Source organism: Streptomyces sp. NPDC088810 (assembly GCF_044750305.1).
GTDB lineage: Bacteria > Actinomycetota > Actinomycetes > Streptomycetales > Streptomycetaceae > Streptomyces.
Genome location: NZ_JBIVJQ010000001.1, coordinates 814,635 through 836,690 on the forward strand (window position 1 = coordinate 814,635; position 22,056 = coordinate 836,690).

General features: G+C 72.1%; 22 protein-coding genes, 1 pseudogene and 1 riboswitch. Of the genes and pseudogenes, 11 read left to right on the plus strand and 12 right to left on the minus strand.

Translation table 11 applies throughout. The features are described 5' to 3' along the window. Positions 1-128: 128 nt before the first annotated feature. The 3 genes from ACIP4Y_RS03695 to ACIP4Y_RS03705 are packed head-to-tail and all read right to left on the minus strand — an operon-like array spanning position 129 to position 1,577. Positions 129-338: an e9imm peptide gene (locus ACIP4Y_RS03695; protein ID WP_401387253.1), complete on the minus strand. Its 210-nt coding sequence runs from the start codon at positions 336-338 to the stop codon at positions 129-131. Positions 339-352: 14 nt separating this feature from the next. After that, positions 353-838 carry an NUDIX domain-containing protein gene (locus ACIP4Y_RS03700; RefSeq protein WP_401387256.1) on the minus strand — a complete coding sequence of 162 codons (486 nt, stop codon included), beginning with the start codon at positions 836-838 and terminating at the stop codon, positions 353-355. Positions 839-857: 19 nt separating this feature from the next. After that, on the minus strand, positions 858-1,577 hold the full coding sequence (locus ACIP4Y_RS03705) for a hypothetical protein (protein ID WP_401387259.1): 720 nt from the start codon (positions 1,575-1,577) through the stop codon (positions 858-860). Positions 1,578-1,685: 108 nt separating this feature from the next. On the opposite strand from ACIP4Y_RS03705, the pseudogene ACIP4Y_RS03710 reads away from it, so the two are divergent. From ACIP4Y_RS03710 to ACIP4Y_RS03720, 3 genes and pseudogenes are all read left to right on the plus strand, one after another. Beyond that, positions 1,686-1,865 (plus strand): annotated as a pseudogene (locus ACIP4Y_RS03710) (site-specific integrase); the annotation flags it as partial. 158 nt (positions 1,866-2,023) lie between these two features. After that, a complete protein-coding gene (locus ACIP4Y_RS03715; protein ID WP_401387262.1) occupies positions 2,024-3,475 on the plus strand; it encodes an aldehyde dehydrogenase in 1,452 nt (483 codons plus the stop codon). Between the two features lie 3 nt (positions 3,476-3,478). Further along, positions 3,479-3,712, plus strand: a complete 234-nt coding sequence (locus ACIP4Y_RS03720; protein ID WP_401387265.1) for a ferredoxin — start codon at positions 3,479-3,481, stop codon at positions 3,710-3,712. An 82-nt stretch (positions 3,713-3,794) separates the two neighbouring features. After that, positions 3,795-3,970: riboswitch (TPP riboswitch) on the plus strand. A 15-nt stretch (positions 3,971-3,985) separates the two neighbouring features. Here the strand turns inward: ACIP4Y_RS03720 and ACIP4Y_RS03725 are convergent. After that, on the minus strand, positions 3,986-7,609 hold the full coding sequence (locus tag ACIP4Y_RS03725; RefSeq protein ID WP_401387268.1) for an NACHT domain-containing protein: 3,624 nt from the start codon (positions 7,607-7,609) through the stop codon (positions 3,986-3,988). A gap of 164 nt (positions 7,610-7,773) precedes the next feature. Between ACIP4Y_RS03725 and ACIP4Y_RS03730 the strand changes: the two genes are divergently transcribed. Beyond that, positions 7,774-7,956: a hypothetical protein gene (locus ACIP4Y_RS03730; protein WP_358640846.1), complete on the plus strand. Its 183-nt coding sequence runs from the start codon at positions 7,774-7,776 to the stop codon at positions 7,954-7,956. Positions 7,957-7,993: 37 nt separating this feature from the next. Here the strand turns inward: ACIP4Y_RS03730 and ACIP4Y_RS03735 are convergent, their stop codons facing one another. Next, entirely contained in the window at positions 7,994-8,614 is a 621-nt protein-coding gene (locus ACIP4Y_RS03735) for a TetR family transcriptional regulator (RefSeq protein WP_358640844.1), read from the minus strand. Between the two features lie 220 nt (positions 8,615-8,834). Here ACIP4Y_RS03735 and ACIP4Y_RS03740 point away from each other — a divergent pair, with 220 nt between their 5' ends. The 3 genes from ACIP4Y_RS03740 to ACIP4Y_RS03750 are packed head-to-tail and all read left to right on the plus strand — an operon-like array spanning position 8,835 to position 12,063. Next, the gene (locus tag ACIP4Y_RS03740) at positions 8,835-10,250 is read left to right on the plus strand and encodes a glycosyltransferase family 4 protein (protein ID WP_401387272.1); all 1,416 of its coding nucleotides are present in this window, start codon (positions 8,835-8,837) and stop codon (positions 10,248-10,250) included. Further along, positions 10,244-10,996: a class I SAM-dependent methyltransferase gene (locus ACIP4Y_RS03745; protein WP_358640840.1), complete on the plus strand. Its 753-nt coding sequence runs from the start codon at positions 10,244-10,246 to the stop codon at positions 10,994-10,996. Before ACIP4Y_RS03740 ends, ACIP4Y_RS03745 begins: the two co-directional genes overlap by 7 nt. After that, the gene (locus tag ACIP4Y_RS03750; RefSeq protein ID WP_401387276.1) at positions 10,993-12,063 is read left to right on the plus strand and encodes a prenyltransferase; all 1,071 of its coding nucleotides are present in this window, start codon (positions 10,993-10,995) and stop codon (positions 12,061-12,063) included. Before ACIP4Y_RS03745 ends, ACIP4Y_RS03750 begins: the two co-directional genes overlap by 4 nt. 4 nt (positions 12,064-12,067) lie before the next feature. On the opposite strand, the gene ACIP4Y_RS03755 is transcribed toward ACIP4Y_RS03750, so the two are convergent. Next, positions 12,068-12,361: a hypothetical protein gene (locus tag ACIP4Y_RS03755; protein ID WP_358640836.1), complete on the minus strand. Its 294-nt coding sequence runs from the start codon at positions 12,359-12,361 to the stop codon at positions 12,068-12,070. 161 nt (positions 12,362-12,522) lie between these two features. Here ACIP4Y_RS03755 and ACIP4Y_RS03760 point away from each other — a divergent pair, with 161 nt between their 5' ends. Beyond that, complete coding sequence (locus tag ACIP4Y_RS03760; protein ID WP_401387280.1) at positions 12,523-13,116, plus strand: hypothetical protein; 594 nt, start codon at positions 12,523-12,525, stop codon at positions 13,114-13,116. Here ACIP4Y_RS03760 and ACIP4Y_RS03765 read toward each other — a convergent pair. The 5 genes from ACIP4Y_RS03765 to ACIP4Y_RS03785 form a co-directional block, all read right to left on the minus strand. Continuing rightward, positions 13,113-14,123 carry an LLM class F420-dependent oxidoreductase gene (locus ACIP4Y_RS03765; RefSeq protein ID WP_401387283.1) on the minus strand — a complete coding sequence of 337 codons (1,011 nt, stop codon included), beginning with the start codon at positions 14,121-14,123 and terminating at the stop codon, positions 13,113-13,115. The two genes, ACIP4Y_RS03760 and ACIP4Y_RS03765, sit on opposite strands and share 4 nt — an antisense overlap. A 104-nt stretch (positions 14,124-14,227) precedes the next feature. Continuing rightward, a complete protein-coding gene (locus tag ACIP4Y_RS03770) occupies positions 14,228-14,986 on the minus strand; it encodes a hypothetical protein (protein ID WP_401387285.1) in 759 nt (252 codons plus the stop codon). A gap of 115 nt (positions 14,987-15,101) precedes the next feature. After that, positions 15,102-16,052 carry an N-acetylmuramoyl-L-alanine amidase gene (locus ACIP4Y_RS03775; RefSeq protein ID WP_358640828.1) on the minus strand — a complete coding sequence of 317 codons (951 nt, stop codon included), beginning with the start codon at positions 16,050-16,052 and terminating at the stop codon, positions 15,102-15,104. 22 nt (positions 16,053-16,074) lie between these two features. Further along, positions 16,075-16,725: a class I SAM-dependent methyltransferase gene (locus ACIP4Y_RS03780; RefSeq protein WP_358640826.1), complete on the minus strand. Its 651-nt coding sequence runs from the start codon at positions 16,723-16,725 to the stop codon at positions 16,075-16,077. Between the two features lie 92 nt (positions 16,726-16,817). Next, on the minus strand, positions 16,818-18,560 hold the full coding sequence (locus tag ACIP4Y_RS03785; RefSeq protein WP_401387290.1) for an MFS transporter: 1,743 nt from the start codon (positions 18,558-18,560) through the stop codon (positions 16,818-16,820). A gap of 162 nt (positions 18,561-18,722) precedes the next feature. Here ACIP4Y_RS03785 and ACIP4Y_RS03790 point away from each other — a divergent pair, with 162 nt between their 5' ends. The 3 genes from ACIP4Y_RS03790 to ACIP4Y_RS03800 all read left to right on the plus strand — a co-directional run bounded on the left by ACIP4Y_RS03790 (position 18,723) and on the right by ACIP4Y_RS03800 (position 21,373). After that, a complete protein-coding gene (locus tag ACIP4Y_RS03790; protein ID WP_401387292.1) occupies positions 18,723-19,916 on the plus strand; it encodes a lipid-transfer protein in 1,194 nt (397 codons plus the stop codon). 96 nt (positions 19,917-20,012) lie between these two features. Next, positions 20,013-20,552, plus strand: a complete 540-nt coding sequence (locus tag ACIP4Y_RS03795) for a SigE family RNA polymerase sigma factor (protein WP_401387295.1) — start codon at positions 20,013-20,015, stop codon at positions 20,550-20,552. Next, complete coding sequence (locus ACIP4Y_RS03800; RefSeq protein ID WP_401387298.1) at positions 20,549-21,373, plus strand: hypothetical protein; 825 nt, start codon at positions 20,549-20,551, stop codon at positions 21,371-21,373. The genes ACIP4Y_RS03795 and ACIP4Y_RS03800 overlap by 4 nt, the downstream gene beginning before the upstream one ends. Positions 21,374-21,395: 22 nt before the next feature. On the opposite strand, the gene ACIP4Y_RS03805 is transcribed toward ACIP4Y_RS03800, so the two are convergent. Then, positions 21,396-22,037 carry a response regulator gene (locus tag ACIP4Y_RS03805; RefSeq protein ID WP_401387301.1) on the minus strand — a complete coding sequence of 214 codons (642 nt, stop codon included), beginning with the start codon at positions 22,035-22,037 and terminating at the stop codon, positions 21,396-21,398. Positions 22,038-22,056: the final 19 nt, after the last annotated feature.

Below are 22,056 nucleotides of genomic sequence, written 5' to 3' on the forward strand. Positions count from 1 at the left end.
GCCGCCGGCGCGCCGCCGGGCGGGGCCGCCGCTGGCGAAGACAGGGCGGCGGCCCCGCCGTACAGGCGGCGCGCGCCCGCGCCGTGCGCGGGCCTTGATGAAGTAGGGAAAGTCTTACCGCACTATGATCACAGAGCGAACGGCTCGTGGGCCAGTGCTCGGTCCACGACCTTCTCAGCCGTCAGCTGCGGATCGAGGTCCCAGAAGATGTAGTCACTGATGTGTGGGCAGCCGAGACCGCGTTTCACTGCTGCGATGAGCTGGTCGGCTTCCGCCTCGTCGGCGTAGTCGGCGTCCATGAGTCGCTGCACGAGCAGGATGGCTTCCTCTCGGCTCATGGTCCGGGGCGTCGTCATGCCGCCTCGCTGCCAGGCTTCTGTCCGTGTTCAAGGTAGACCGGTGCAGCTTCGTTGCGGGCCTCTGCGGCTGCGAGGATGCGTCGGGCCAGGCGCGGGATCGTACGCTCGGTGATCTGCTTCGGAGGGACAAACGCGAAGCTCTTCAGCTCCTCCGGCTGCAAGGTGATCGCTTCCAGGTGGTCCTGGGTGAGCTGGCCGCCGTCGAACAGGTACAGCACCTTGTCGCCCTCGGCCTCGTTGGGGGCCCAGTCGACCGCGAGTAGGCGCCCGATGGGAGGTGTGATCCCCAGCTCCTCCTGGACCTCACGGATGGCGGCGTGCAGCGGGGACTCGCCGGTCTCGACGTACCCGCCGGGGATCTCCCAGTAGTCCTTGTAGGAGGGCTCGACCATGAGGACTCGTCCGACGGCATCAAAGAAGAGCGCACCCGCTGCCATACGCGGGTGCGCCATCTTCGCTTCGTGTGCATTCGGCGCCATGCAGCCGAGGGTACCCAGGTCAGACCACGCGCAGCCTGTCGGCCAGGTCCGCCAGGTTCCGGCTCGGCCGGCCGCGCCGCCCTTGCACCCAGGTGAGCACCAGTTCCCGTACCAGGTAGTGGCTCCGCGCCTGCTCCGGTGCCCAGCTCTCTGCTTCGAGGACCTTGGCCAGCGCGTCGTCCATCCGGTTGTAGGCGCTGAGGGCTCGGGCTACTTCGAGGTTGTGTCGCGTACGGCGTTCCGTCGGCAGTCCTGTCGTGTCGATCTGCGGGCCGAGGTCGACCGCGACCTGCATGTCGCCCAGCTCAGCCGCCGTGGCCACTCGATGAATGGCGACGTTCGTCGGCCCGAAGGCGGTCCAGACGTGGTTGGCGTCGGTGCCGAGTCGGTCGGCTGCCCGTTTCGCCTCGTCCAGGAGGGTCCGCGTGGTGGTCCGGTCGTCCGCACGGGCTGAGGCCATGGACCCGGCCAGGAACAGGGTTCCGTAGATGGACAGGAACTCGGGAGTCGGCTCCTGGAGTCCAGGCCTGAGGTATTCGCCCGCGTCTCCGACCAGCTGGACGGCTGCGTCGAACCGGCCGTTGGACAGCAGGCAGTGCGCGACGGATCGGAAGATAGAACCGGTGACGACCGGGTTGCCGGACTGCTGTGCTGCTGCCAAGCCGCGGTTGGCTGCGATCCATGCCAGGTCGGTCTCACCGAGCTTGGTGAGCACCATGGCCGCGCCCTGGTACGTCATGGCCGTCAGCTCGTGTGCCCGCTCTCGCTCTCGGCCCTGATAGGACTGGGCGGCGATGAGTGCGTCGGCCAGGAGCAGGGGCAGGCGCCGGGTCGCGAAGCCGTAGACGCCTCGGTCCTAATCGACGCAGGGGAGAGCATCAAGGCCCTGAGCGCCTACCTCGGCCATGCCGACGCCGGGTTCACGCTCCGCACCTACACCCATCTCATGCCGAGCAGTGAGACGCGTACGCGGAAGGCTGTCGACGCGATGTACCGCACGGCCCACAAGTCCCCGACGGATCCCTGACGGCCCACGGGATCCGCACCCGCCCCTGATCGCCGGGAAACCGCTGGTCAAGGGCATTCTCGTCGCTTCCGTGGACTACTTCAACTAGAACTGGTATCAGTTCTGAAATAGCGTCAGAAACGACGGATGCGGTGCGGTGCGGCGGGAGGCAGTCGGCCATGACCGAGCTCGTGGAACACGGACAGCTGTTCATCGGCGGGGAGTTGACCGACCCGCTGGGCCGGGACGTGATCGAGGTGATCTCGCCGCACACCGAGGAGGTCATCGGCCGGGTGCCGCACGCGTCCCGGGCCGACGTCGACCGGGCCGTGGCCGTCGCGCGCCGCGCCTTCGACGAAGGGCCCTGGCCCCGGGCCACGCTGGAGGAGCGGATCGCGGTCGTCACCCGCATCAAGGACGGCATCGCCGCCCGGCACGAGGAGATCGCCCGGGTGATCTCCTCGGAGAACGGTTCCCCGTACTCCTGGAGCGTCCTCGCCCAGGCGCTCGGCGCCATGATGGTCTGGGACGCGGCGATCCGGGTCGCGCGGGACTTCCCCCACGAGGAACGCAGGGACGGCGTACTGGGCCCGATCCTGGTCCGGCGGGAACCGGTGGGCGTGGTCGCCGCCGTCGTGCCCTGGAACGTCCCGCAGTTCGTCGCCGCCGCCAAGCTGGCACCCGCGCTGCTGGCCGGCTGCACCGTCGTCCTCAAACCGTCCCCGGAGTCCCCGCTGGACGCCTACCTCCTCGGCGAGATCGCCCGCGAGGCCGGCCTCCCGGACGGCGTGCTGTCCATCGTCCCCGCCGACCGCGAGGTCAGCGAGTACCTGGTCGGCCACCCCGGCGTCGACAAGGTCTCCTTCACCGGCTCGGTCGCGGCCGGCAAGCGCGTGATGGAGGTCGCCGCCCGCCACCTCACCCGGGTCACCCTGGAGCTGGGCGGGAAGTCGGCGGCGCTGGTGCTGCCGGACGCGGACCTGGAGGCGGCCGTCTCCGGGATCGTCCCGGCGGCCTGGATGAACAACGGGCAGGCCTGCGTGGCCCAGACCCGCATCCTCGTCCCGCGCGCCCGCTACGACGAGTTCGCCGACGCCTTCGCGCAGGCGGCGCGCGCGCTCGTCGTCGGGGACCCGCTGGACCCGGCCACCCAGGTCGGCCCGCTGGTCGCCCGGCGCCAGCAGCAGCGGAACCTGGACTACATCCGCATCGGCCAGGAGGAGGGCGCCAAGATCCTCACCGGCGGCGGCCGCCCGGACGGCCTGGAGCGCGGCTGGTACGTCGAACCCACCCTCTTCGGCGACGTCGACAACTCCATGCGCATCGCCCGCGAGGAGATCTTCGGCCCGGTCATCTGCCTGCTGCCGTACGGCGACGAGGTCGAGGCCGTGAAGATCGCCAACGACTCCGACTACGGCCTGTCCGGCAGCGTGTGGACGGCGGACACCGAGCACGGCGTCGACATCGCCCGGCAGGTCCGCACCGGCACCTACTCCGTCAACACCTTCAGCCTCGACATGCTCGGCCCGTTCGGCGGCTACAAGAACTCGGGCCTGGGGCGGGAGTTCGGTCCGGAGGGGTACGGCGCGTACCTGGAGCACAAGATGATCCACCTCCCGGCGGGGGCGTAGCCGATGGGCGACCGCTGGCACGTAGAGGTCGACCGGTCGCTCTGCATCGGCTCGGCCCAGTGCCTCCACCACGCCCCGGCCGGCTTCCACCTCGACCCCGCCCGCCAGTCCCGCCCGACCGCCCCGGACACGGACGCCAGCGAACAGATCCTGGCAGCGGCCGAGAACTGCCCGGTGGAGGCGATCGTGATCACCTTGCGGGACAGCGGGGAAGCGGTGTTTCCGCCGGAGGAGTAGGCGCGTCGGACCCCATGTTGGCAAATGGTGGGAATTGGACGGTTCCGTCAGCGGTGTCCCGTTCTATGCTGGTATCAGCCTACGAGGCGAGTGAGGGAGCCCCACCGGAGTAGCCGACTTGGGCGAGACGCTCAGGCATCCGCCCGGGCCGACAGCGACGGTAGGGCTGAGAGGCCGGAAGGCAGCAGTCAGGCCGTACGGCGACCCCCAATACCTGATCCGGACCATGCCGGCGAAGGGAACCCGTCTCGTAGGTCTTTCATGTGCGGGGCGTCAGGGTGGCGTCGGTTCCTGGCCGCGCCAGGTGCGCTCCACCTGCTCGAACCGCCCGGCGTAGGCGCCCGGTGGCAGGGCCGCGCGAAGGTGGGGGAGGTCCAAGGGGCGGAGGAGGCCGAAGGCTGCCGGCGGCAGCGCGGCGAGGATCTCCGCCGTGTGCGCGGCCAGCCAGTCGTCCAGGCCCAGCTCCGCCGCGAGGCGCAGGAGGCTGATGAGGGCCGTGGGGTGGGTGGTGGCGACCGCGGGCAGATCCAGGCTGTCCAGGAGCTGGTCGAGGCGGTGGGCGGCGGCTGCGCCGGTCAGGGAGCCCGACCAGCGCCACGTGCGCGTGGAACGGCTCAGGCGAGTGGTCTCCAGCAGGGACCGCAGGGGCGTCGGAGCGTCCCGGACGAGGAGCGGGAGCAGCAGGGCCGACGTGTCGGCCAGGGCCGGGCTCCCTCGGTCCACGGCGTGGGCCAGGCACTCCAGGAGCGCGTGCTCCATCCGTTCCGTGATGCGCACCTCTCCCTCGCTCAGCACGTGCCGCAGCAGGGAGAGCACCGACGCGAGAGCCTCGTCGGGCAGGTCGGGGGCGTCGTGGACGAGCTGGCGCAGTACGGCTTCGAGGTAGGCGTTGCGTTCGTCCGACTCGGGCACGATCGAGTGGTGCAGGCATTCGGCGTACAGGTCGGGCAGTGCCTCGGGTGCGTAGACGTCGCGGGTCAGCAGGGCGAGCAGCGGCTGCAGCGCCGACCGGTGCCCCGTGCCTGCGAAGTCGGCGGAGAGGGAGACGGTGGTCGGGAACTGCAGCAGCACGGGATAGCCGAGATGCAGCAGCTTCTCGGTGTCGCGGTCGCAGACGAACGAGACCCGCCTGATCAGATCCGTGACGCGCTGCGCGAAGGCCGGCCGCCGCTCCAGCGCGGGCGACAGCGCTCTGGTCCTGCCGGGCGGAGACGTCCGGAGCGACCAGTTGAGCACGTGGTCGGTGAGCGGAGACTCGCGCATGCTGATCTTCACGTCCGGCCGCTGTGTGCCCCGTTCCCCCGGATCGGGGCGCCAGCAGCGTTCGACGTGGAGCGTCGAGGTCAGCGCGGTCCAGGACTCCACGGAAAGCTGCCCCTGCCACTGCAGCGCATGCCGCCGCCACCCGTCCGCCGCGTCCCCGTCGGCGTCGACGAGCTGCGAGCCGAGCACCGCACCCGCCGCCAGTACGGCGATCAGCAGCAGGTTCACCTCGTACACGGCATCCCGGTACGCCCTGCGCAACCGCACCGGCGCGTAGGCGACGGGCGTGCGGTGCCCGGCGTCCCATCCGACGGTGCGGAACAGGCCGACCAGGGCCGGGACCAAGGCGGCACGGACGCGGTCCGCGGGCCAGGCCGCGAGCATGTCCCGCAGGTTCTGCACGAGTTGCGCCCGGTCGGTGAGCGGGGCGAAGGACAGCAGCGCGTACGACTCGCCGTCGTCCGACGCCGGGCCCGCGGCGAGCCGGCGCAGCGCCTGCTCGATCAGCCGGGCGGCCAGATGCTCGCCGAAGGTCGCGTGCATGAACTCGTAGCTGCGCAGCCGCTGCTCCGTGACGACGGCCTGCGCCTCGTGCACGAAGAAGAAGCGGCCGAACAGCAGTCCCGAACCATCGTCCGCCGCACCGGGTGCCGAGGCGCCGAGTGCCCGCAGGTCCCGGTCGGCGTCCTCGCCGCTGATCGCCTGGGCACCCCGGTGGAACATCGAGAGGGCGACCACGGACAGCCGGTGCAGTTCGCGGTCGACGGCGGTGGCCGTCTCGGCCGGAGGCAGCGGGCCGTCCTTGTCGACCTGGCGGCGGACGAACTCCCGCAACAGCCGGTCGTACAACTGCGTGCGGTTGATGTCCTCGTTCCCCAGCAGGCGCAGGGCGTGACCGGTGGAGTCGTACAGCGCCAGCATGAGCAGCAGCAGCGGCTGTGCGGCCAGGTCCCGGTGGGGGAGGACGACCTCGAGGGGCAGCGGCGGCTGGGCGTGCCGGGCGAAGTGGTCCTGGTTGGTGGCGTTCCAGACGGCGAGCCACCGTTCGATCTCCGGCTCGTCGAAGGGTTCCAGGCGGATCACCTGACTGGTGTACGGGATGTCCGCGCGGTCGGCGACCACCGTGCGGCTCGTCACGATCACGATCAGCGGGCGGCCGAGCCCCGCCTCACGCGTCTGGAACTCCTTGATCTCCTGCAGATAGCCCCACTGGCGCCCGCGACCGAGCTTGTGCGCACCGGCCTGGAGCAGTTCGTCGAATCCGTCGAGCAGGACCACGGGGAGGGGGCCGCCGGGCTCCTGGTCGTACCAGTCCGGCCAGGTCACCTCCCGTCCGGTGTTCCGCTTCAGCGCATGTTCCAGCTGGGTCTGCAGGTCCGTCTCCGCCGGCGTGTGCCGCAACTCCACCCGCAGGGGGCGGAACTCACCGGCCGGGAGCCGGGCCGTCAGCAGCTTCGTGAGCAGGGACTTTCCGGCGCCCGGGTGGCCGAGCACGAGGAGCGGCGCCAGCAGGGCGGGGAGGCCGAGGACGTGGGCGGCGAGGAACCGCTCGATGTCGTCGTACAACGGCTGCCGGCCCCACCACTTGTCCGAGGCGACCCCGGACCGTGCGTTCCGGGACGGAGGTGCGAGCCGGTAGCGCGGGGTGACGTAGCCGTCCGCGAGGCTGGGCAGGCGCGGGCCGGGAGCATCGATGGACGCGATCGGGGCCCGGAGTACCGCTGCGGCGGGTGCGAAGTCCCCCGGCCGGCCGGTGCATTCCGCCAGGAGGTCGCCGAGCCCGGCCAGCCCCGTGGGAGCAGGGCCGGCCGCCGGGCCGTCCCCGACGGCTGAGGGCACGCCCGCCACCAGCGCGAACTCGGTGCAGGCATCGGCCAGTACCGCCGCCAGGCGCTGGTATTCGGCGGTGATGCGCGACGCCTGGACGGCGTCGATGCCGGTCCTGAAGGGCGCGAGCGGGGACGCATGCGTCCCATGGGTCCCGTCTGCCAGGTCCCGGATCAGCGGGTAGGCGTCGGCGAGATTCGTGGACCTCACCACCGCGGCAGCCACCAGCACGACACGCGCGGCCTGGAGGAGTGCGGCACGTTCGACCCCGTGTGCCGCTCGTACGCGCCCCGGGAGGTAGCGCAGGAGACGGGCCAGGGCATGAGGCTCCTCTCGGTCGCCTCGTGGCGGAGTCATCAGCGTGTCCACCGCGGCCATCAGCTGCTCGCGGCCCCCGGCCAACAGCCGCACCGCCTCCCCGACGCCCATCTCGACGCAGTCCGTCGCATGGACGCGCGGCGTGGGCACCGGTGCCACCGGCCCGGGTAGCCGCCCGACCCGCTCGGGCGCCGTCTCCGCCGTCCGCTCCAGCTCCGTGTGCCTGCTCTTCCAGTACCCGGCGTCGAGGTTCATCCCCGGGGGCGGCGCCTGGGATCCGTTCCGCTCGGTGCACAGGCTCACGATCTTCCGGACGACGTCCCAGTCCGGCACCTTCCGCCGCCGCCCGTTGAGCAGCTCCGAGACCGTGCTGGTGCTGCGCAGTCCGAGCACCTCGGCGATCTCGCCCTGCGACACGCGGCACTTGCGCACCAGGAGGTGCAGTTCGGCGCAGAAGTCCGCGACGGGACCCGCCGGTGGTGCGGCCAACTCCCCACCCCTTCGGTGCGATTCGGCGGATGTCTCCGAAGGGTACGGCCTGACCTGCGGGTTTCGCCCGGAGTTCGGGGGGATTCGGGGTACGGCCAGAAGGGTGCGCCAGGGGGCGAAGGTCGTCGTGCACGTCGTCGGTCGTTCGTCCCGGAGGGAATGCCGTGATCTTTCAGCTGCCGGTCGCCGCTCAGCTGCCCGTCCTGCTCGCCGCGCTCGTCTTCCTCGCCGTCTGGGCCGGGGTCGTCCTGCCCGCCGTGTGGTCCCGCCGGCCGGCCCGGCGCACCGCGGCGCTCAAGGTGCTCGACCGGCTCCTGGGGGCGCTGCGGCGCCGGAGGCGGGGGTGACCGGACCGGAGGCGAGGGGCCGGATCCGTCGGGTCGGTCAGCTGCGCGCGGCCGGGTCCGTCAGGTCGATCAGGCGGCACACCGTTTCGATGTCGATCTTCACCTGGGCGATGGAGGCGCGGCCCGACAGCCAGGTGATGAGGGCCGAGTGCCAGGTGTGCTCGATGACGCGGACCGCGGAGAGCTGCTCGGGGGTCGGGTCCGCCAGGCCCATCGCGTCCAGGATGATCGCGGTGGTCTGGCGGGAGACCTGGTCGACCTCCGGCGAGACGCTGCGGTCGGCGAAGGTGAGCGCACGGACCATCGCGTCGGCCAGATGCGGCTCGCGCTGGAGGGCGCGGAAGGCCCGCATCAGGGTCTCGGCGACCCGCTCGGCCGCCGTGTCGCCCGCGGGCGGCTTCTTGCGCAGGGTGCCGTGCATGTGCTCCAGCTGGTCCTGCATGGTGGCGACCAGCAGGTGCACCTTGGACGGGAAGTAGCGGTACAGCGTGCCGAGGGCGACCTGGGAGGACTCGGCGACCTCGCGCATCTGCACCGCGTCGAACCCGCCCCGGCTGGCCAGCTGCGCGCTGGCGTGCAGGATCCTGCGCCGGCGGGCCTCCTGCCGCTCCGTGAGGGGTGACGAGGCCGGGCGCGAGGTGCTGGCTTCCGCAGGCATGGGTCCCGTTCCGTGACAGTCGGTGAGGGTGTCTGTAGGGCTCGTGATCAGACAGGATGGCAGGGCCGCGCGCCGTGGCGCGAATCACCTGATCCACTGCTCACAGCGCCCCTACCTGCCGGTAGATTCAGAGCCTCTTGAACGATCAAGTCTGAAACTTGTTCTAGATTAGCGTCCCGTCGTAGTCTCGCGGGACAGTGCAGGCAGAAGGGGGCACGGAGTGACCGCTGAGGCCCGGGAAGCGGGTGCCGATCAGGAACCCGCTGCCGACGGCGAGCGACCGCTCGACATCGCGCTCCTCACCTATAAGGGGAACCCGTTCTGCGGCGGGCAGGGTGTCTACGTACGACACCTCTCGCGCGAGCTGGCCCGGCTCGGCCACCGCGTCGAGGTGATCGGCTCGCAGCCGTACCCCGTCCTCGACGAGGGCTACCCCGGTCTCACCCTCACCGAGCTGCCCAGCCTCGACCTCTACCGCCAGCCCGACCCGTTCCGCACCCCCGGGCGGGACGAGTACCGGGACTGGATCGACGCCCTGGAGGTCGGCACCATGTGGACCGGCGGCTTCCCCGAGCCGCTGACCTTCTCGCTGCGCGCCCGCCGCCATCTGCGCGCCCGGCGCGGCGAGTTCGACGTCGTCCACGACAACCAGACCCTCGGGTACGGCCTGTTGGGCGACATCGGCGCCCCCCTGGTCACCACGATCCACCACCCCATCACCGTGGACCGGCAGCTGGAGCTGGACGCCGCCGACACCTGGCAGCGCCGCTACTCGGTGCGCCGCTGGTACGCCTTCACCCGGATGCAGAAGCGTGTCGCCCGCCGGCTGCCCTCGGTCCTCACCGTCTCCGGCAGCTCCCGCCAGGAGATCGTGGACCACCTCGGCGTCCGCGACGACCGGGTCCACGTCGTCCACATCGGCGCCGACACCGACCTGTTCTCGCCGAATCCGGCCGTCCCCGAGGTGCCGGGCCGGATCGTCACCACCTCCAGCGCGGACGTGCCGCTGAAGGGGCTGGTGTTCCTCGTGGAGGCGCTCGCCAAGGTGCGCACCGAGCACCCGGCCGCGCACCTCGTCGTCGTCGGCAAGCGCCCGCAGAAGGGCCCGGTCGCCCAGGCGATCGAGCGGTACGGCCTCGAAGGCGCCGTGGACTTCGTCAAGGGCATCTCCGACGCCGAACTGGTCGACCTGATCCGCTCCGCCGAGGTGGCCTGCGTGCCCTCCCTGTACGAGGGCTTCTCGCTGCCCGCCGCCGAGGCCATGGCCACCGGCACCCCGCTGCTCGCCACCACCGGCGGCGCGATCCCCGAGGTCGCCGGCCCGGACGGGGAGACCTGTCTGGCCGTACCGCCCGGCGACGCGGGGGCGCTGGCCGCCGGGCTGAGCCGGCTGCTCGGCGACCCGGAGCTGCGGGTGCGGCTGGGCCGTGCGGGCCGCGAACGGGTGCTGCGCAACTTCACCTGGGCCCGCGCCGCCGAGGGCACGGTCGCCCACTACCGCGAGGCCATCGCCCGCTCCGCGGGCCCCCACCGCCCCGCGGCGGGCCACAGCGGCTCCGCGGCCCCGACCCCCGGCCGCTCCGCGGCCCCGGCAAGTGTTGCAGGCGTCTCCTCCGAAAGCAGGGCCACGTGCTGACCGTCGACTTCTCCCGGTTCCCGCTCGCCCCCGGCGACCGTGTCCTGGACCTCGGCTGCGGAGCCGGCCGGCACGCCTTCGAGTGCTACCGGCGCGGCGCCCAGGTCGTGGCGCTGGACCAGAACGGCGAGGAGATCCGCGAGGTCGCCAAGTGGTTCGCGGCGATGAAGGAGGCCGGGGAGGCACCGGAGGGCGCCACCGCCACCGCGATGGAGGGCGACGCGCTGGCCCTGCCCTTCCCCGACGAGTCCTTCGACGTCGTCATCATCTCCGAGGTGATGGAGCACATCCCCGACGACAAGGGCGTGCTCGCGGAGATGGTGCGCGTGCTCAAGCCGGGCGGCCGCATCGCGATCACCGTGCCGCGCTACGGCCCCGAGAAGGTCTGCTGGACGCTGTCCGACGCCTACCACGAGGTCGAGGGCGGCCACATCCGCATCTACAAGGCGGACGAACTGGTCGGGAAGGTCCGCGAGGCGGGCCTGAAGCCGTACGGCACCCACCACGCGCACGCGCTGCACTCGCCGTACTGGTGGCTGAAGTGCGCGTTCGGCGTCGACAACGACAAGGCGCTGCCGGTGCGGGCGTACCACAAGCTGCTGGTCTGGGACATCATGAAGAAGCCGCTCGCCACCCGGCTCGCCGAGCAGGCGCTGAACCCGCTGATCGGCAAGAGCTTCGTGGTCTACGCGACCAAGCCGCACCTGCCCCGGCTCGCCGAGACCGACGGGGTGGCCGCCAAGTGACCACCCCCCGGACGGAACACCTCGTCCTGCCCGGGGTCCTCACCGCCGAGCAGGCCGCCGCGACCGTCCGCGGCATCCTCGCCGTGCAGCGGGAGGACGGCGCGATCCCGTGGTTCCGCGGGCATCACCTCGACCCGTGGGACCACACCGAGGCCGCCATGGCCCTGGACGCGGCCGGCGAGCACGAGGCCGCCGAGCGGGCCTACGGCTGGCTCGCCCGGCACCAGAACGAGGACGGCTCCTGGTACGCCGCCTACGCCGACGGTGCCCACGACGAGGTCACCGACCGCGCCCGCGAGTCCAACTTCGTCGCCTACATAGCCGTCGGCGTCTGGCACCACTACCTGTCCACCGGCGACGACACGTTCCTGGACCGGATGTGGCCGACCGTCTACGCGGCCGTCGAGTGGGTGCTGCGCCTGCAGCAGTCGGGCGGGCAGATCGGCTGGCGCCGCGAGGACGACGGCACGCCCACCGCCGACGCCCTGCTCACCGGCAGCTCCTCGATCCACCACGCCCTGCGCTGTGCCCTCGCCATCGCCGAGGAGCGGGAAGAGCCCCAGCCGGACTGGGAGTTGGCGGCCGGGGCGCTGCGGCACGCGATCCGCCGCCACCCCGAGCGCTTCCTGGACAAGGACCGCTACTCGATGGACTGGTACTACCCGGTCCTCGGCGGCGCGCTCACCGGAGCGGAGGCCAAGGCCCGTATCGAGGCGGACTGGGACCGGTTCGTCGTCCCCGGGCTCGGGGTGCGCTGCGTGGTGCCCAACCCGTGGGTGACCGGCGGCGAGTCCGCCGAACTCGCCCTGGCCCTGTGGGCGATGGGCGAGTCCGACCGCGCCCTGGAGATCCTCCAGTCCATCCAGCACCTGCGGGACCCGGACAGCGGCCTGTACTGGACGGGCTACGTCTTCGACGACGACGCGATCTGGCCCCGCGAGCTGACCACCTGGACGGCGGGCTCCCTGCTGCTGGCCGTGGCCGCACTGGGCGGCCACGACGCCACGTGCGCGGTGTTCGGCGGCGACCTTCTGCCGGCGGGGCTCGATCCCGACTGCTGCCGCTGAGCGGTCAGTGCCGGTGCATCCGGTTGGCGATGGCGTGGCCCACGAACAGGTAGACCACGGCGGCGAGGCCGTATCCGGCGACGACCCGCGCCCATGCCTTGTCGAAGGTGAACAGGTCGTGCGACCACCCGGCCAGCCAGGAGGCCGCGTCGTGGACGAACTGGACCAGGCTGTTGGCCCGGTTCGCGTCCAGCAGGTACATCAGGATCCACAGGCCGAGTATCAGCGCCATGATGTCGGCGACGATCGCGATGACCGTCCCGGCCTGATTCGCACCGTTGCGATATCGAGGGGACATACCTTGCGGATTGCCGGGCGACGGCCGGTGAAACCCGGACAGGACCCGGACGGAACCGGGACGGCACCCGGACGGCGTCCCCCGGGTGGCGGATCCGGCCGGCTCGGGTGAGGCTGCCGGAGGAAGCAGACCGCTCGGGGAGGACACGTCCGGAGGACCTCGTGCCCGTACCGATACGGCGCCTCGTCGTGGCGCTCACCCTGTGCTGTGCCCTGGTGGCCGGTGCCACGGCCTGCGGCGGTGAGCAGGCGAGCAGTACCAGGACCAGCACGACGAGCAGTGCGCAGGAGACCGGGGAGGTGCGGGCCGAGCCCGCCGCCGTCACCCCCAGCCCGACCACGTCCGCGGAGAAGCGCAAGTTCGCCAAGACCCGCTTCGTGATCGACGCGGGCCTCGCCGCCGGCGCGACCTACCAGTGGATCGTGAAGCCCTGGAAGGCCGGCAAGTTCAAGAAGGGCGCCAAGGGCCGCAAGCTGGCCCTGGTCAAGGCCGCCCTGGCCGGCGCCTTCGCCTACAACCGGCTCAAGGCGGCCCAGAAGAACGCCCAGGCCGACCCGACCCTCTCCAAGGCGCTCGCGCCCCTCACCAGTGGCATCGAGGCCCTGAAGAACCTGCCGTCCAAGCTCCGCAAGGGCGACGAGGGCGCGGTCGGCCCCTTCGGCGACATGATCAGCAAGGTCAAGGACGCGGGCCAGAGCGCCGGCGCCCCGGTCAAGGACCAGGTGCCCTCCGGCTCCCAGCTCACCAAGGGCTAGGAGTTCAGCTCCGCCAGCACCCGCAGGCTGTGCGGGTCCGGTGACAGGGCCAGCAGGTCCGTCACCGGGCCCGCGCGCCACAACTCCAGCCGCTCGGCGATGCGTTCGCGCGGGCCGACCAGGGAGATCTCGTCGGCGAAGGCGTCCGGCACGGCCAGCACGGCCTCCTCCCGGCGCCCGGCGAGGAACAGTTCCTGGATCCGCCGGGCCTCGGCCTCGTACCCCATGCGGGCCATCAGGTCGGCGTGGAAGTTGCGGGCCGCGTTCCCCATCCCGCCGATGTAGAAGCCGAGCATGGCCTTCACGGGCAGCAGCCCCTCGGCGACGTCGTCGCACACCTTCACCCGGGCCATCGGCGCCACCAGGAACCCCTCAGGCAACGTGCGCACCACGTCCCCGTACACCTCGGGCCGGCTCGGCGCCCAGTACAGCGGCAGCCAGCCGTCGGCGATGCGGGCCGTCTGGGCGACGTTCCGCGGGCCCTCGGCGCCGAGGAGGACGGGGAGGTCGCGGCGCAGGGGATGGGTGATCGGCTTGAGCGGCTTGCCGAGCCCGGTGCCGTCCGGGCCCCGGTAGGGGAGGGGGTGGAACCGTCCGTCCACCGCCACCGGCGCCTCGCGGCGCAGCACCTGCCGTACGACGTCCACGTACTCCCGGGTCGCGGTCAGCGGCGACGCCGGGAACGGGCGGCCGTACCAGCCCTCCACCACCTGCGGCCCGGACAGGCCCAGCCCGAGCAGCACGCGTCCGCCGGAGAGGTGGTCCAGGGTGAGCGCGTGCATCGCGGTGGCGGCCGGCGAGCGGGCGGCCATCTGCGCAACGGCCGTACCCAGCCTGATCGTCGAGGTTTGCGCGGCGATCCAGGTCAGCGGGGTGAAGGCGTCCGAGCCCCAGGACTCCGCCGTCCACACCGAGTCGTAGCCGAGCCGTTCCGCCTCCCGGGCGAGCGGCACATGGCCGGCGTCCGGACCGCGGCCCCAGTAGCCGAGTGCGAGACCGAGCCGCATGTGCCTGCCTCCTGACGATCCGTCAGATACCAGCCGGGAGCCGACTGTACGACAACGGCCCCCTGCCCGGAAGGGCGGGGGGCCGGTGCGGTGCGGCGGCCGGATCAGCCGCGCTGGATGCCCGAGGTGTCCTGGAGCACGCCACGGCGGCCGTCCTGGGTCTGCGCGACCAGCGCGGCCCCGCGCTGCTCGACGGCCAGGTACCAGGTGCCCGGCGCCAGTTCGGCGATCGGGGTGGGCGAGCCGTCCTCCGCGAACAGCGGGCGGGTCACCGGCACGGCGAACCAGAACGGCGAGAAGTCGGCGGCGGCCGGCTGCGGCGCCGGGGCGGCCTGCGCGGCCGGCGGCTGCTGCCCGTACGGCTGGCCCGGCTGCGGCTGCGCACCGTAAGGCTGCTGCGGCTGGGCGCCCGGGTAGCCGTAACCACCGGGCGGCTGGGCGCCGTAGGGCTGCGGGGCGACCGGCTTGGGGGCCGGGAGCAGGGCGGCCTGGAGGGCGGGGACCAGCGGGGTGGCGATGGCGGCACCCGCGAGAACCAGGGCGGCGATGAAACCGAGGACGAGACCGGCGCCGACGTCCGCACCGTCAGGCGTGTCGATCAACGTCCACAGCAGCACCCAGGCCGTCAGGACCGGGAACGCGGTGCCGACCTGGGCGAGGTCGAGTCCGAGCACCTTGCGGGGCTGCGGCAGGCAGCGGTTGACGACGATGAGGACGGCACCGAGCACCGCACCCATGTAGACGCCCAGGCCCATGCCCAGGCTGTCCCACGCGTTCCCGTCGGCCGAGGCGCCGAAAAAGGAGTAGCTCTGGAAGGTGAGGAACGACGCGATGAACAGCACCACCGCTGCTCCGATCACCACGCCGTCGCCTCTAGTGAGGGAGCGGATATTCACTTCAGGTCCTTCGTAGTCGTCTCGTCGTCGGTAGACACTACCGTCCGCAAGATCCGGCTGTCCGCCCGGTTCCGCCCGCCGGTCACGACTCGCGCAGGAAACTCACGATTCCCTCAGAGATCCCTTGCGCCGCCCGCTGCCGCCAGGCGCCGCTGGTCAGCAGTGCCGCGTCCTTGCTATCGCGCATGTTGCCGCACTCGATGAACACCTTGGGAACCGTTGACAGATTGAGACCACCCAGGTCCGTGCGCGTGACGAGACCGGTACCGTCGCCGAGGTAGTTGGAGGGCGGCTCGCCCGTCTCGCGCAGGAAGTTGCCCGCGATGCGCACCCCGAGGTCGTGGGACGGGCCGACGATGGCACGGGTGTCGGCGGCACCGGCGTGCACGGACCCCGGCAGGATGACGTGGAAGCCGCGGTTGCCCTCGGCGGAGCCGTCGGCGTGGATCGAGATCGCCGCGTCCGCGCGCGCGGTGTTGCCGATCCGGGCCCGCTCGTCCACGCACGGACCCCACGCCGGGCTGTCGCCGTCGCGCGTGAGCTTCACCGTGGCGCCCTGACGCTCCAGCAGGGTCCGCAGCCGGTGTGCCACGTCGAGCGTGAACCGCGCCTCGGTGTAGCCGTCGTCGGTGGACGTCCCGGTGGTGTCGCACTCCTTGCGGTTGGTTCCGATGTCCACCTGGCGGTTGATCTCCGCCGTGTGCCGGAAGTTGCCCGGGTTGTGCCCCGGGTCGATGACGACGACCCTGCCCTCGAGCGGGCCGGTGCCGCCCGGCCGTGCGGAGGGGGAGCCGGACGCCTTGGCGTCGTCGCTCGGGGAGGCGGGCGGCGTCGCGGAGGACACCGTGGCGCTGCGCGGGAGGGGCGCGGGGGAGACCGTACGGTCCTCGCCGCCCGACCCGCCGCCCACCGCCTCGTACACCATCCAGCCGAGCAGCGCGCCGGGCACCAGCGCGGCGAGCGCCACGGTCAGCGGGCCGCGCCGGGGCCGACGCTGCTGCGGGGGATCGAAGTCCGGGCCTGTGTACGACACGTCTGCGACTCTAACCGGGGCGTCAGATCCCCGCTCCCGTTCGCCGCAGGACACGCAGCGAGCCGGTCGCCGACACCTCCGTGAACGCCCCGGACTCCAGGGCCCGCAGGTACACCCGGTACGGCGCCTGGCCGGTGAACTCGTCCTCCGGATGGGGGAAGACGTCGTGGATGACCAGCAGCCCGCCCTCGGCGACGTGCGGCGCCCAGCCCTCGTAGTCCGCGGTGGCGTGCTCGTCGGTGTGGCCGCCGTCGATGAACACGAACCCGAGCGGGGAGTTCCAGATCGCCGCGACCTGCGGGGACCGGCCGACGAGGGCGACCACGTGCTCCTCCAGGCCCGCCTTGAACAGCGTGCGCCGGAAGGCCGGGAGGGTGTCCATCAGGCCGATCTCGGGGTCGACCGTCTCCGGGTCGTGGTAGTCCCAGCCGGGCTGCTGCTCCTCGCTGCCCCGGTGGTGGTCGACGGTCAGCGCGGTGACCCCGGCCGCCCGGGCCGCGTCGGCCACCAGGACCGTGGACCGCCCGCAGTAGGTGCCCACCTCCAGCACCGGCAGCCCGAGCCGGCCGGCGCTGACGGCGGCGTCGTACAGGGCGAGCCCCTCGTCGAGGGGCATGAACCCCTTCGCCGCCTCGAACGCGGCCAGGATCTCGGGCTTGGGAGCGGCGGGCATGGGGCGCCTTTCGGTCGTACGTCAGTCCGACCGCCCATGATGACAGGGGGTACGTGCAACGCCCCGAAGGGGCGCGGGCTGTCCCCGAGCTCTTAGGCGCTCACCGATTCCCCGGGCAGGGCGAGATCCAGATCGACAGCCCGCTCCGCACCGGAATGCGTCACCGAGGAGGCCAGCGGCCCATGGCCGGAGGCCCGCGCGGCCAGCACGTACGCCCCTTCCCCCGGCACCGCCAGCACATAGCTGCCGTCCGCCTCGGAGAGGGTCGCGCCGGCCTGCCGGCCCCGGCGGTCGATCAGGGTGACCTTGGCCCGGGCGACGGGCGCGCCGCCGGCGTCCAGGACCCGTCCCCGGAACCCGCGCAGCACCTCCTCGGCCCGCTCCAGGCTGGCCTCCTCCTCGCTGCTCGCCCGCAGCTGCGTGTGCTGGGCCGGCCGGACGGCCTTCGGCAGGCACAGCGCGAGCAGCAGGCCCACCGCGACGGCGGCCGTGGCGATCAGGAAGGAGACCCGGAAGCCGTGCATGGTCGGGACCGCGACGCCGCCCACGTCGTTCGCGGTGTTGGCCAGCACCATGCCGATGACGGCGCTGGACACCGACGTACCGATGGACCGCATCAGCGTGTTCAGGCCGTTGGCCGCACCGGTCTCCGAGGCCGGGACCGCGCCGACGATCAGCGCGGGCAGCGAGGAGTAGGCGAGGCCGATGCCCGCGCCGAGCACCACGGAGGTGACGACCGTCTGCCAGGCCGCGTCCATCAGGCCGAGGCCGCCGCCGTAACCGATCGCGATGATCAGCAGGCCGGTGATCAGGGTGACCTTGGGGCCGTAGCGGGCGGACAGCCGGGCGTAGACCGGGGCCGTGAACATCATCGTCAGGCCCAGCGGGGCCACGCACAGGCCCGCGACGACCATGGACTGCCCGAGGCCGTAGCCGGTGGCGGTGGGCAGCTGGAGCAGCTGGGGCAGGACGAGGGAGACGACGTAGAAGCTGACGCCGACCATGATCGAGGCGAGGTTGGTGAGCAGCACCTCGCGGCGGGCGGTGGTGCGCAGGTCGACCAGGGGCGCCTGGACGCGCAGCTCGAACACGCCCCACAGCAGCAGGACCACGACGGCCCCGGCGAACAGGCCGAGCGTCGTACCCGACGACCAGCCCCAGTCGCTGCCCTTGGTGATGGGCAGCAGGAGCAGTACCAGGCCTGCGGACAGGCCCAGCGCGCCGAGCAGGTCGAAGGAGCCCTCGGCGCGCATCGGGGACTCCGGTACGGCGAGGAGGGTGAGGGCGATGGCGAGCGCGCCGAGACCGGCGGCGCCGTAGAACAGGGCGTGCCAGTCCGTGTGCTGGGCGACCAGGGCCGCGGCGGGCAGCGCGAGGCCGCCGCCGACGCCGATCGAGGAGCTCATCAGGGCCATGGCCGAGCCGAGCCTCTCGCGGGGCAGCATGTCGCGCATCAGGCCGATGCCGAGCGGGATCGCGCCCATGGCGAAGCCCTGCAGGGTACGGCCCGCGATCATGACGAGCAGCTGGCTGGTGACCGCGCTGACCAGGGCGCCGGCCACCATCACGGCGAGGCTGAGGATCAGTATGCGGCGCTTGCCGTACAGGTCGCCGAGCCGGCCCATGATCGGGGTGGCGACGGCGCCGGACAGCAGGGTCGAGGTGAGCACCCAGGTGGCGTTGCTGGGGGCGGTGTCCAGCAGCTGCGGCAGGTCCTTGATGACCGGCACGAGCAGCGTCTGCATCACCGCGACCACGATGCCCGCGAAGGCGAGCACGGGGACAACGGCGCCGCCCGCTCTCCGGCTGGGCTGGTCGGTCGTCGTGTCTGGCATGGGGTGAGGCCTTCCGCGTGTCATAAGTGGTGGGTAAACCTCGTATGCACAGGCAACTATTCCGTTGCTTCGGGCCTCTAACGAATCCTTGACCGTTCCATGGAATTCTGACCGGCTGTCAGGGGCTGGTATGTTGGTGGAACACGTTCTAGTCTGCGCGCCATGAAGGCCTATGTCGCCGGGGTCGGAATGACCCGCTTCGAGAAGCCCGAGACCAGACCCTGGCAGTACTGGGACATGGTGCGGGAGGCGGGGACCGCCGCGCTGGAGGACGCGGGCGTCGCCTACATCGACGTGGAACAGGTTCCTGTCGGCTACTGCTTCCAGCCCTCGGCCGCCGGCCAGCGCGCCGCCTACGAGCTCGGCCTGACCGGCATCCCCGTCTACAACGTCAACAACAACTGCGCGACCGGCGCGACCGCGCTCATGCTGGCCCGGCAGCTGGTCGAGGGCGGCGCGGCCGACTGCGTCCTGGCGCTGGGGTTCGAGCGGATGAAGAAGGGGGCGCTCGGGGCGGGGGCCGACGGCGGCGACTTCTCGGCGTCCCCGGTGGCCCGGCACTACGGCGTCATGGCCGCCCGGCACGGCTTCGCGGCGACCCCGCCGACCGCGCAGATCTTCGGCGCCGCGGCCCGCGAGCACATGGAGCGGTACGGCACCACCGAGGCGCAGCTCGCCGCCGTCGCCGCCAAGAACCACCGCCACTCGGCCCACAACCCCTACGCCCAGTTCCAGGACGTGTACGAGGTCGACGACATCCTCGCCTCCCGTACGGTCCACCGGCCGCTGACCAAGCTGCAGTGCTCGCCGACCTCGGACGGCGCGGCGGCGGCCGTGGTGGTGTCCGAGCGGTTCGCCGAGGAACGCTCCCTGACCGGCCTGGTGGAGATCGTCGCGCAGGCCATGGCCACGGACACCGAGGAGTCCTTCGCCTCCGGCTCCTGCATCGACGTCGTCGGGCAGCCGATGTCCCGGGCGGCGGCACGGCAGGTCTACGGCCGTTCCGGGCTCGGTATCGAGGACGTCGACGTGATCGAGCTGCACGACTGCTTCTCCGTCAACGAACTGCTGACGTACGAGGCGCTCGGCATGTGCGCGCCGGGGGAGTCGGGCGCCCTGGTGGAGTCGGGGGCGGTGACGTACGGCGGGCGGTGGGTGGTGAACCCGTCCGGCGGGCTGATCTCCAAAGGCCATCCGCTGGGCGCGACCGGTCTGGCGCAGACGGCCGAGCTGGTGTGGCAGCTGCGCGGCGAGGCGGGCGCGCGGCAGGTGCCGGGGGCGCGGGTCGGCCTCGCGCACAACATCGGGCTGGGCGGTGCGGCGGTGGTGACGGTGCTGCGGGCGGCGGCGGTGTAGGAGAGCGGCGTCAGGCCCGGGAAATTCGCCGAATCGCGCGGACCGGGCAACGGTCCGGGCGGCCCATGGACTCCTTTGAATATCTAGGAGGTGCCCATGGGGGACGGGAAGCAGACTCGGAACGAGGAGTTCCAGAGCTTCGTGGTCGGCCGCTGGCCGCGGTTGGTGCGCACGGCATTTCTCCTCACGGGGGAGCAGCACGCCGCCGAGGACCTGGTCCAGTCGACGCTCGAACAGGTCTATGCGGCCTGGCGCCGGGTCGGCGCCGCCGACGACCCGGAGGCGTACGTACGGCGGGTGATGATCAACGCGCATGCGCGCAGACACCGCCGGAGGCTCAGGGAGTTCCTGGCGCCGAAGGACGACTCCGGCCTGGTGCGCGAGGTGGCGGACACGGGGGACCGGATCGCCCAGGCCGACGACCGCAGCGCCCTGCTCAAGGCGCTCGCCCAACTGCCCCCGCGGCAGCGGGAGGCGGTCGTCCTGCGCTACTGGGAGGACCTGACGGAGACCCAGACGGCGGAGGCGATGGGCTGCTCGGTCGGCACGGTGAAGAGCAACGCGGCCAAGGGGATCGCGAAACTCCGCGCCGTACCGGGACTGGCCGACACGGTGACGTACGGAGGACGGAAGTGATGAGCGCGGACCGGGAGAACCACGACATGACGCAGACGGACATCGCGCTCCTGCTCGCGGACGCGGCGGACGAGGCCGAGATCGGCACAGCCCCGGTCCAGGCCGTCATCCGCGGTGGCCGGCGCCGCAGGGCGCGGCGCTGGGCGGTGGCGGCGGCCACGGCCCTGGTGCTGGCGGGCTCGACGGGGGCGACGCTGGCCTTGGGCGGGCTGCCCGGGGAGCGCGCCGACCGGGGGACACCGCCGGCGTCCGGCCCGGCATCCGGCGAGGAGAGACATGTGTACGACCCGCAGCAGACGGAGTTGGCGCGAGGCACCGAGCACGGCAAGCGGTGGCGGGTGTGGGTCGAGGTGTGGGGTGCGCCGCGTGACACGTGGGAGGCGCACCGGCAGTTCGACGCCATGAAGCGGAGGGGCCTGGGGCCGGAGGTGGACAAGGCCGCCGACCTGGTCGGGAAGACGTCGTACTTCTCGATGCGGTCCTACGGCGACGGCCTTTCCCTGGTGGTCATGTCCGACACGCACAAGAGGGTCGACCGCCTCTCGGGCAGCGACCTCCAGGCCGCGGCCGTCAGCCTGGAGGAGGTCGGCCCCGCGGCCCCCGAACGGCTGGTGGTCGGCCATGTGGCGAAGACCGCCCGTGAGGTCACCTGCCGCTGGAAGGACGGCCGCTCCACCGTGGCCCGGCCGGCGGGATCCGCGCCCGCCGCCGATGACGGCACCTCGCTGATCCGCCCGGTGGCGGGCTACCCGGGAGGGAACTGGTTCGTGTGCGTCGCCCCGGAGGGGACGACCTACGAGAAGGCGGACGTGACAAAGTGAGCCGGGGCGGCGGAGGCACCGCTCACAGCCAGCCTTGCTGCCGGGCCTCCCGCACCGCCTCGGCCCGGTTGCGGGTGCCGGTCTTGCCGATCGCGGAGGAGAGGTAGTTGCGGACGGTGGACTCGGACAGGTGCAGCTTCCCGGCGATGTCGGCGACGGTCGCCCCGTCCACCGACGCCTGGAGCACCTCGCACTCGCGGGCCGTCAGCGGATTCGGCCCGGCGCTGAGCGCGGCGGCGGCCAGCGCCGCATCGACCACGGTCTCCCCGGTGAGCACCCGCCGGATCGCCGCGGCCAGCTCCTCCACCGGCCCGTCCTTGACGAGGAAACCGGCCGCACCGGCCTCCATGGCCCGGCGCAGATAGCCCGGCCGGCCGAAGGTGGTGAGGATCAGTACCCGGCAGTCGGGCGCCTGGTCCCGCAGCTCGGCCGCCGCGTCCAGCCCGCTCCTGCCCGGCAGTTCGATGTCCAGCAGGGCCACGTCCGGCCGGTGCGTGAGCACGGCGTCCACGATGCCGTCCCCCGTCCCCAGCTGGGACACGACCTCGATGTCCTCCTCCATACCGAGCAGCAGGGCGAGAGCGCCACGCATCATGCCCTGGTCCTCGGCGAGCAGCACCCGGATGCACTTCGCGGGCCGGCGGTCCCGGGGCATCTCGTTCATGGAGCCAGGTTACGGCGGC

Bases quoted from the DNA above. Each gene is read 5' to 3' on its own strand.
- ACIP4Y_RS03695 (WP_401387253.1), bottom strand. From the start codon at position 338: ATGAGCCGAGAGGAAGCCATCCTGCTCGTGCAGCGACTCATGGACGCC.
- ACIP4Y_RS03700 (WP_401387256.1), bottom strand. From the start codon at position 838: ATGGCGCCGAATGCACACGAAGCGAAGATGGCGCACCCGCGTATGGCA.
- ACIP4Y_RS03705 (WP_401387259.1), bottom strand. From the start codon at position 1,577: ATGACGTACCAGGGCGCGGCCATGGTGCTCACCAAGCTCGGTGAGACC.
- ACIP4Y_RS03715 (WP_401387262.1), top strand. From the start codon at position 2,024: ATGACCGAGCTCGTGGAACACGGACAGCTGTTCATCGGCGGGGAGTTG.
- ACIP4Y_RS03720 (WP_401387265.1), top strand. From the start codon at position 3,479: ATGGGCGACCGCTGGCACGTAGAGGTCGACCGGTCGCTCTGCATCGGC.
- ACIP4Y_RS03735 (WP_358640844.1), bottom strand. From the start codon at position 8,614: ATGCCTGCGGAAGCCAGCACCTCGCGCCCGGCCTCGTCACCCCTCACG.
- ACIP4Y_RS03755 (WP_358640836.1), bottom strand. From the start codon at position 12,361: ATGTCCCCTCGATATCGCAACGGTGCGAATCAGGCCGGGACGGTCATC.
- ACIP4Y_RS03765 (WP_401387283.1), bottom strand. From the start codon at position 14,123: ATGCGGCTCGGTCTCGCACTCGGCTACTGGGGCCGCGGTCCGGACGCC.
- ACIP4Y_RS03780 (WP_358640826.1), bottom strand. From the start codon at position 16,725: ATGCCCGCCGCTCCCAAGCCCGAGATCCTGGCCGCGTTCGAGGCGGCG.
- ACIP4Y_RS03785 (WP_401387290.1), bottom strand. From the start codon at position 18,560: ATGCCAGACACGACGACCGACCAGCCCAGCCGGAGAGCGGGCGGCGCC.
- ACIP4Y_RS03790 (WP_401387292.1), top strand. From the start codon at position 18,723: ATGAAGGCCTATGTCGCCGGGGTCGGAATGACCCGCTTCGAGAAGCCC.
- ACIP4Y_RS03795 (WP_401387295.1), top strand. From the start codon at position 20,013: ATGGGGGACGGGAAGCAGACTCGGAACGAGGAGTTCCAGAGCTTCGTG.
- ACIP4Y_RS03805 (WP_401387301.1), bottom strand. From the start codon at position 22,037: ATGAACGAGATGCCCCGGGACCGCCGGCCCGCGAAGTGCATCCGGGTG.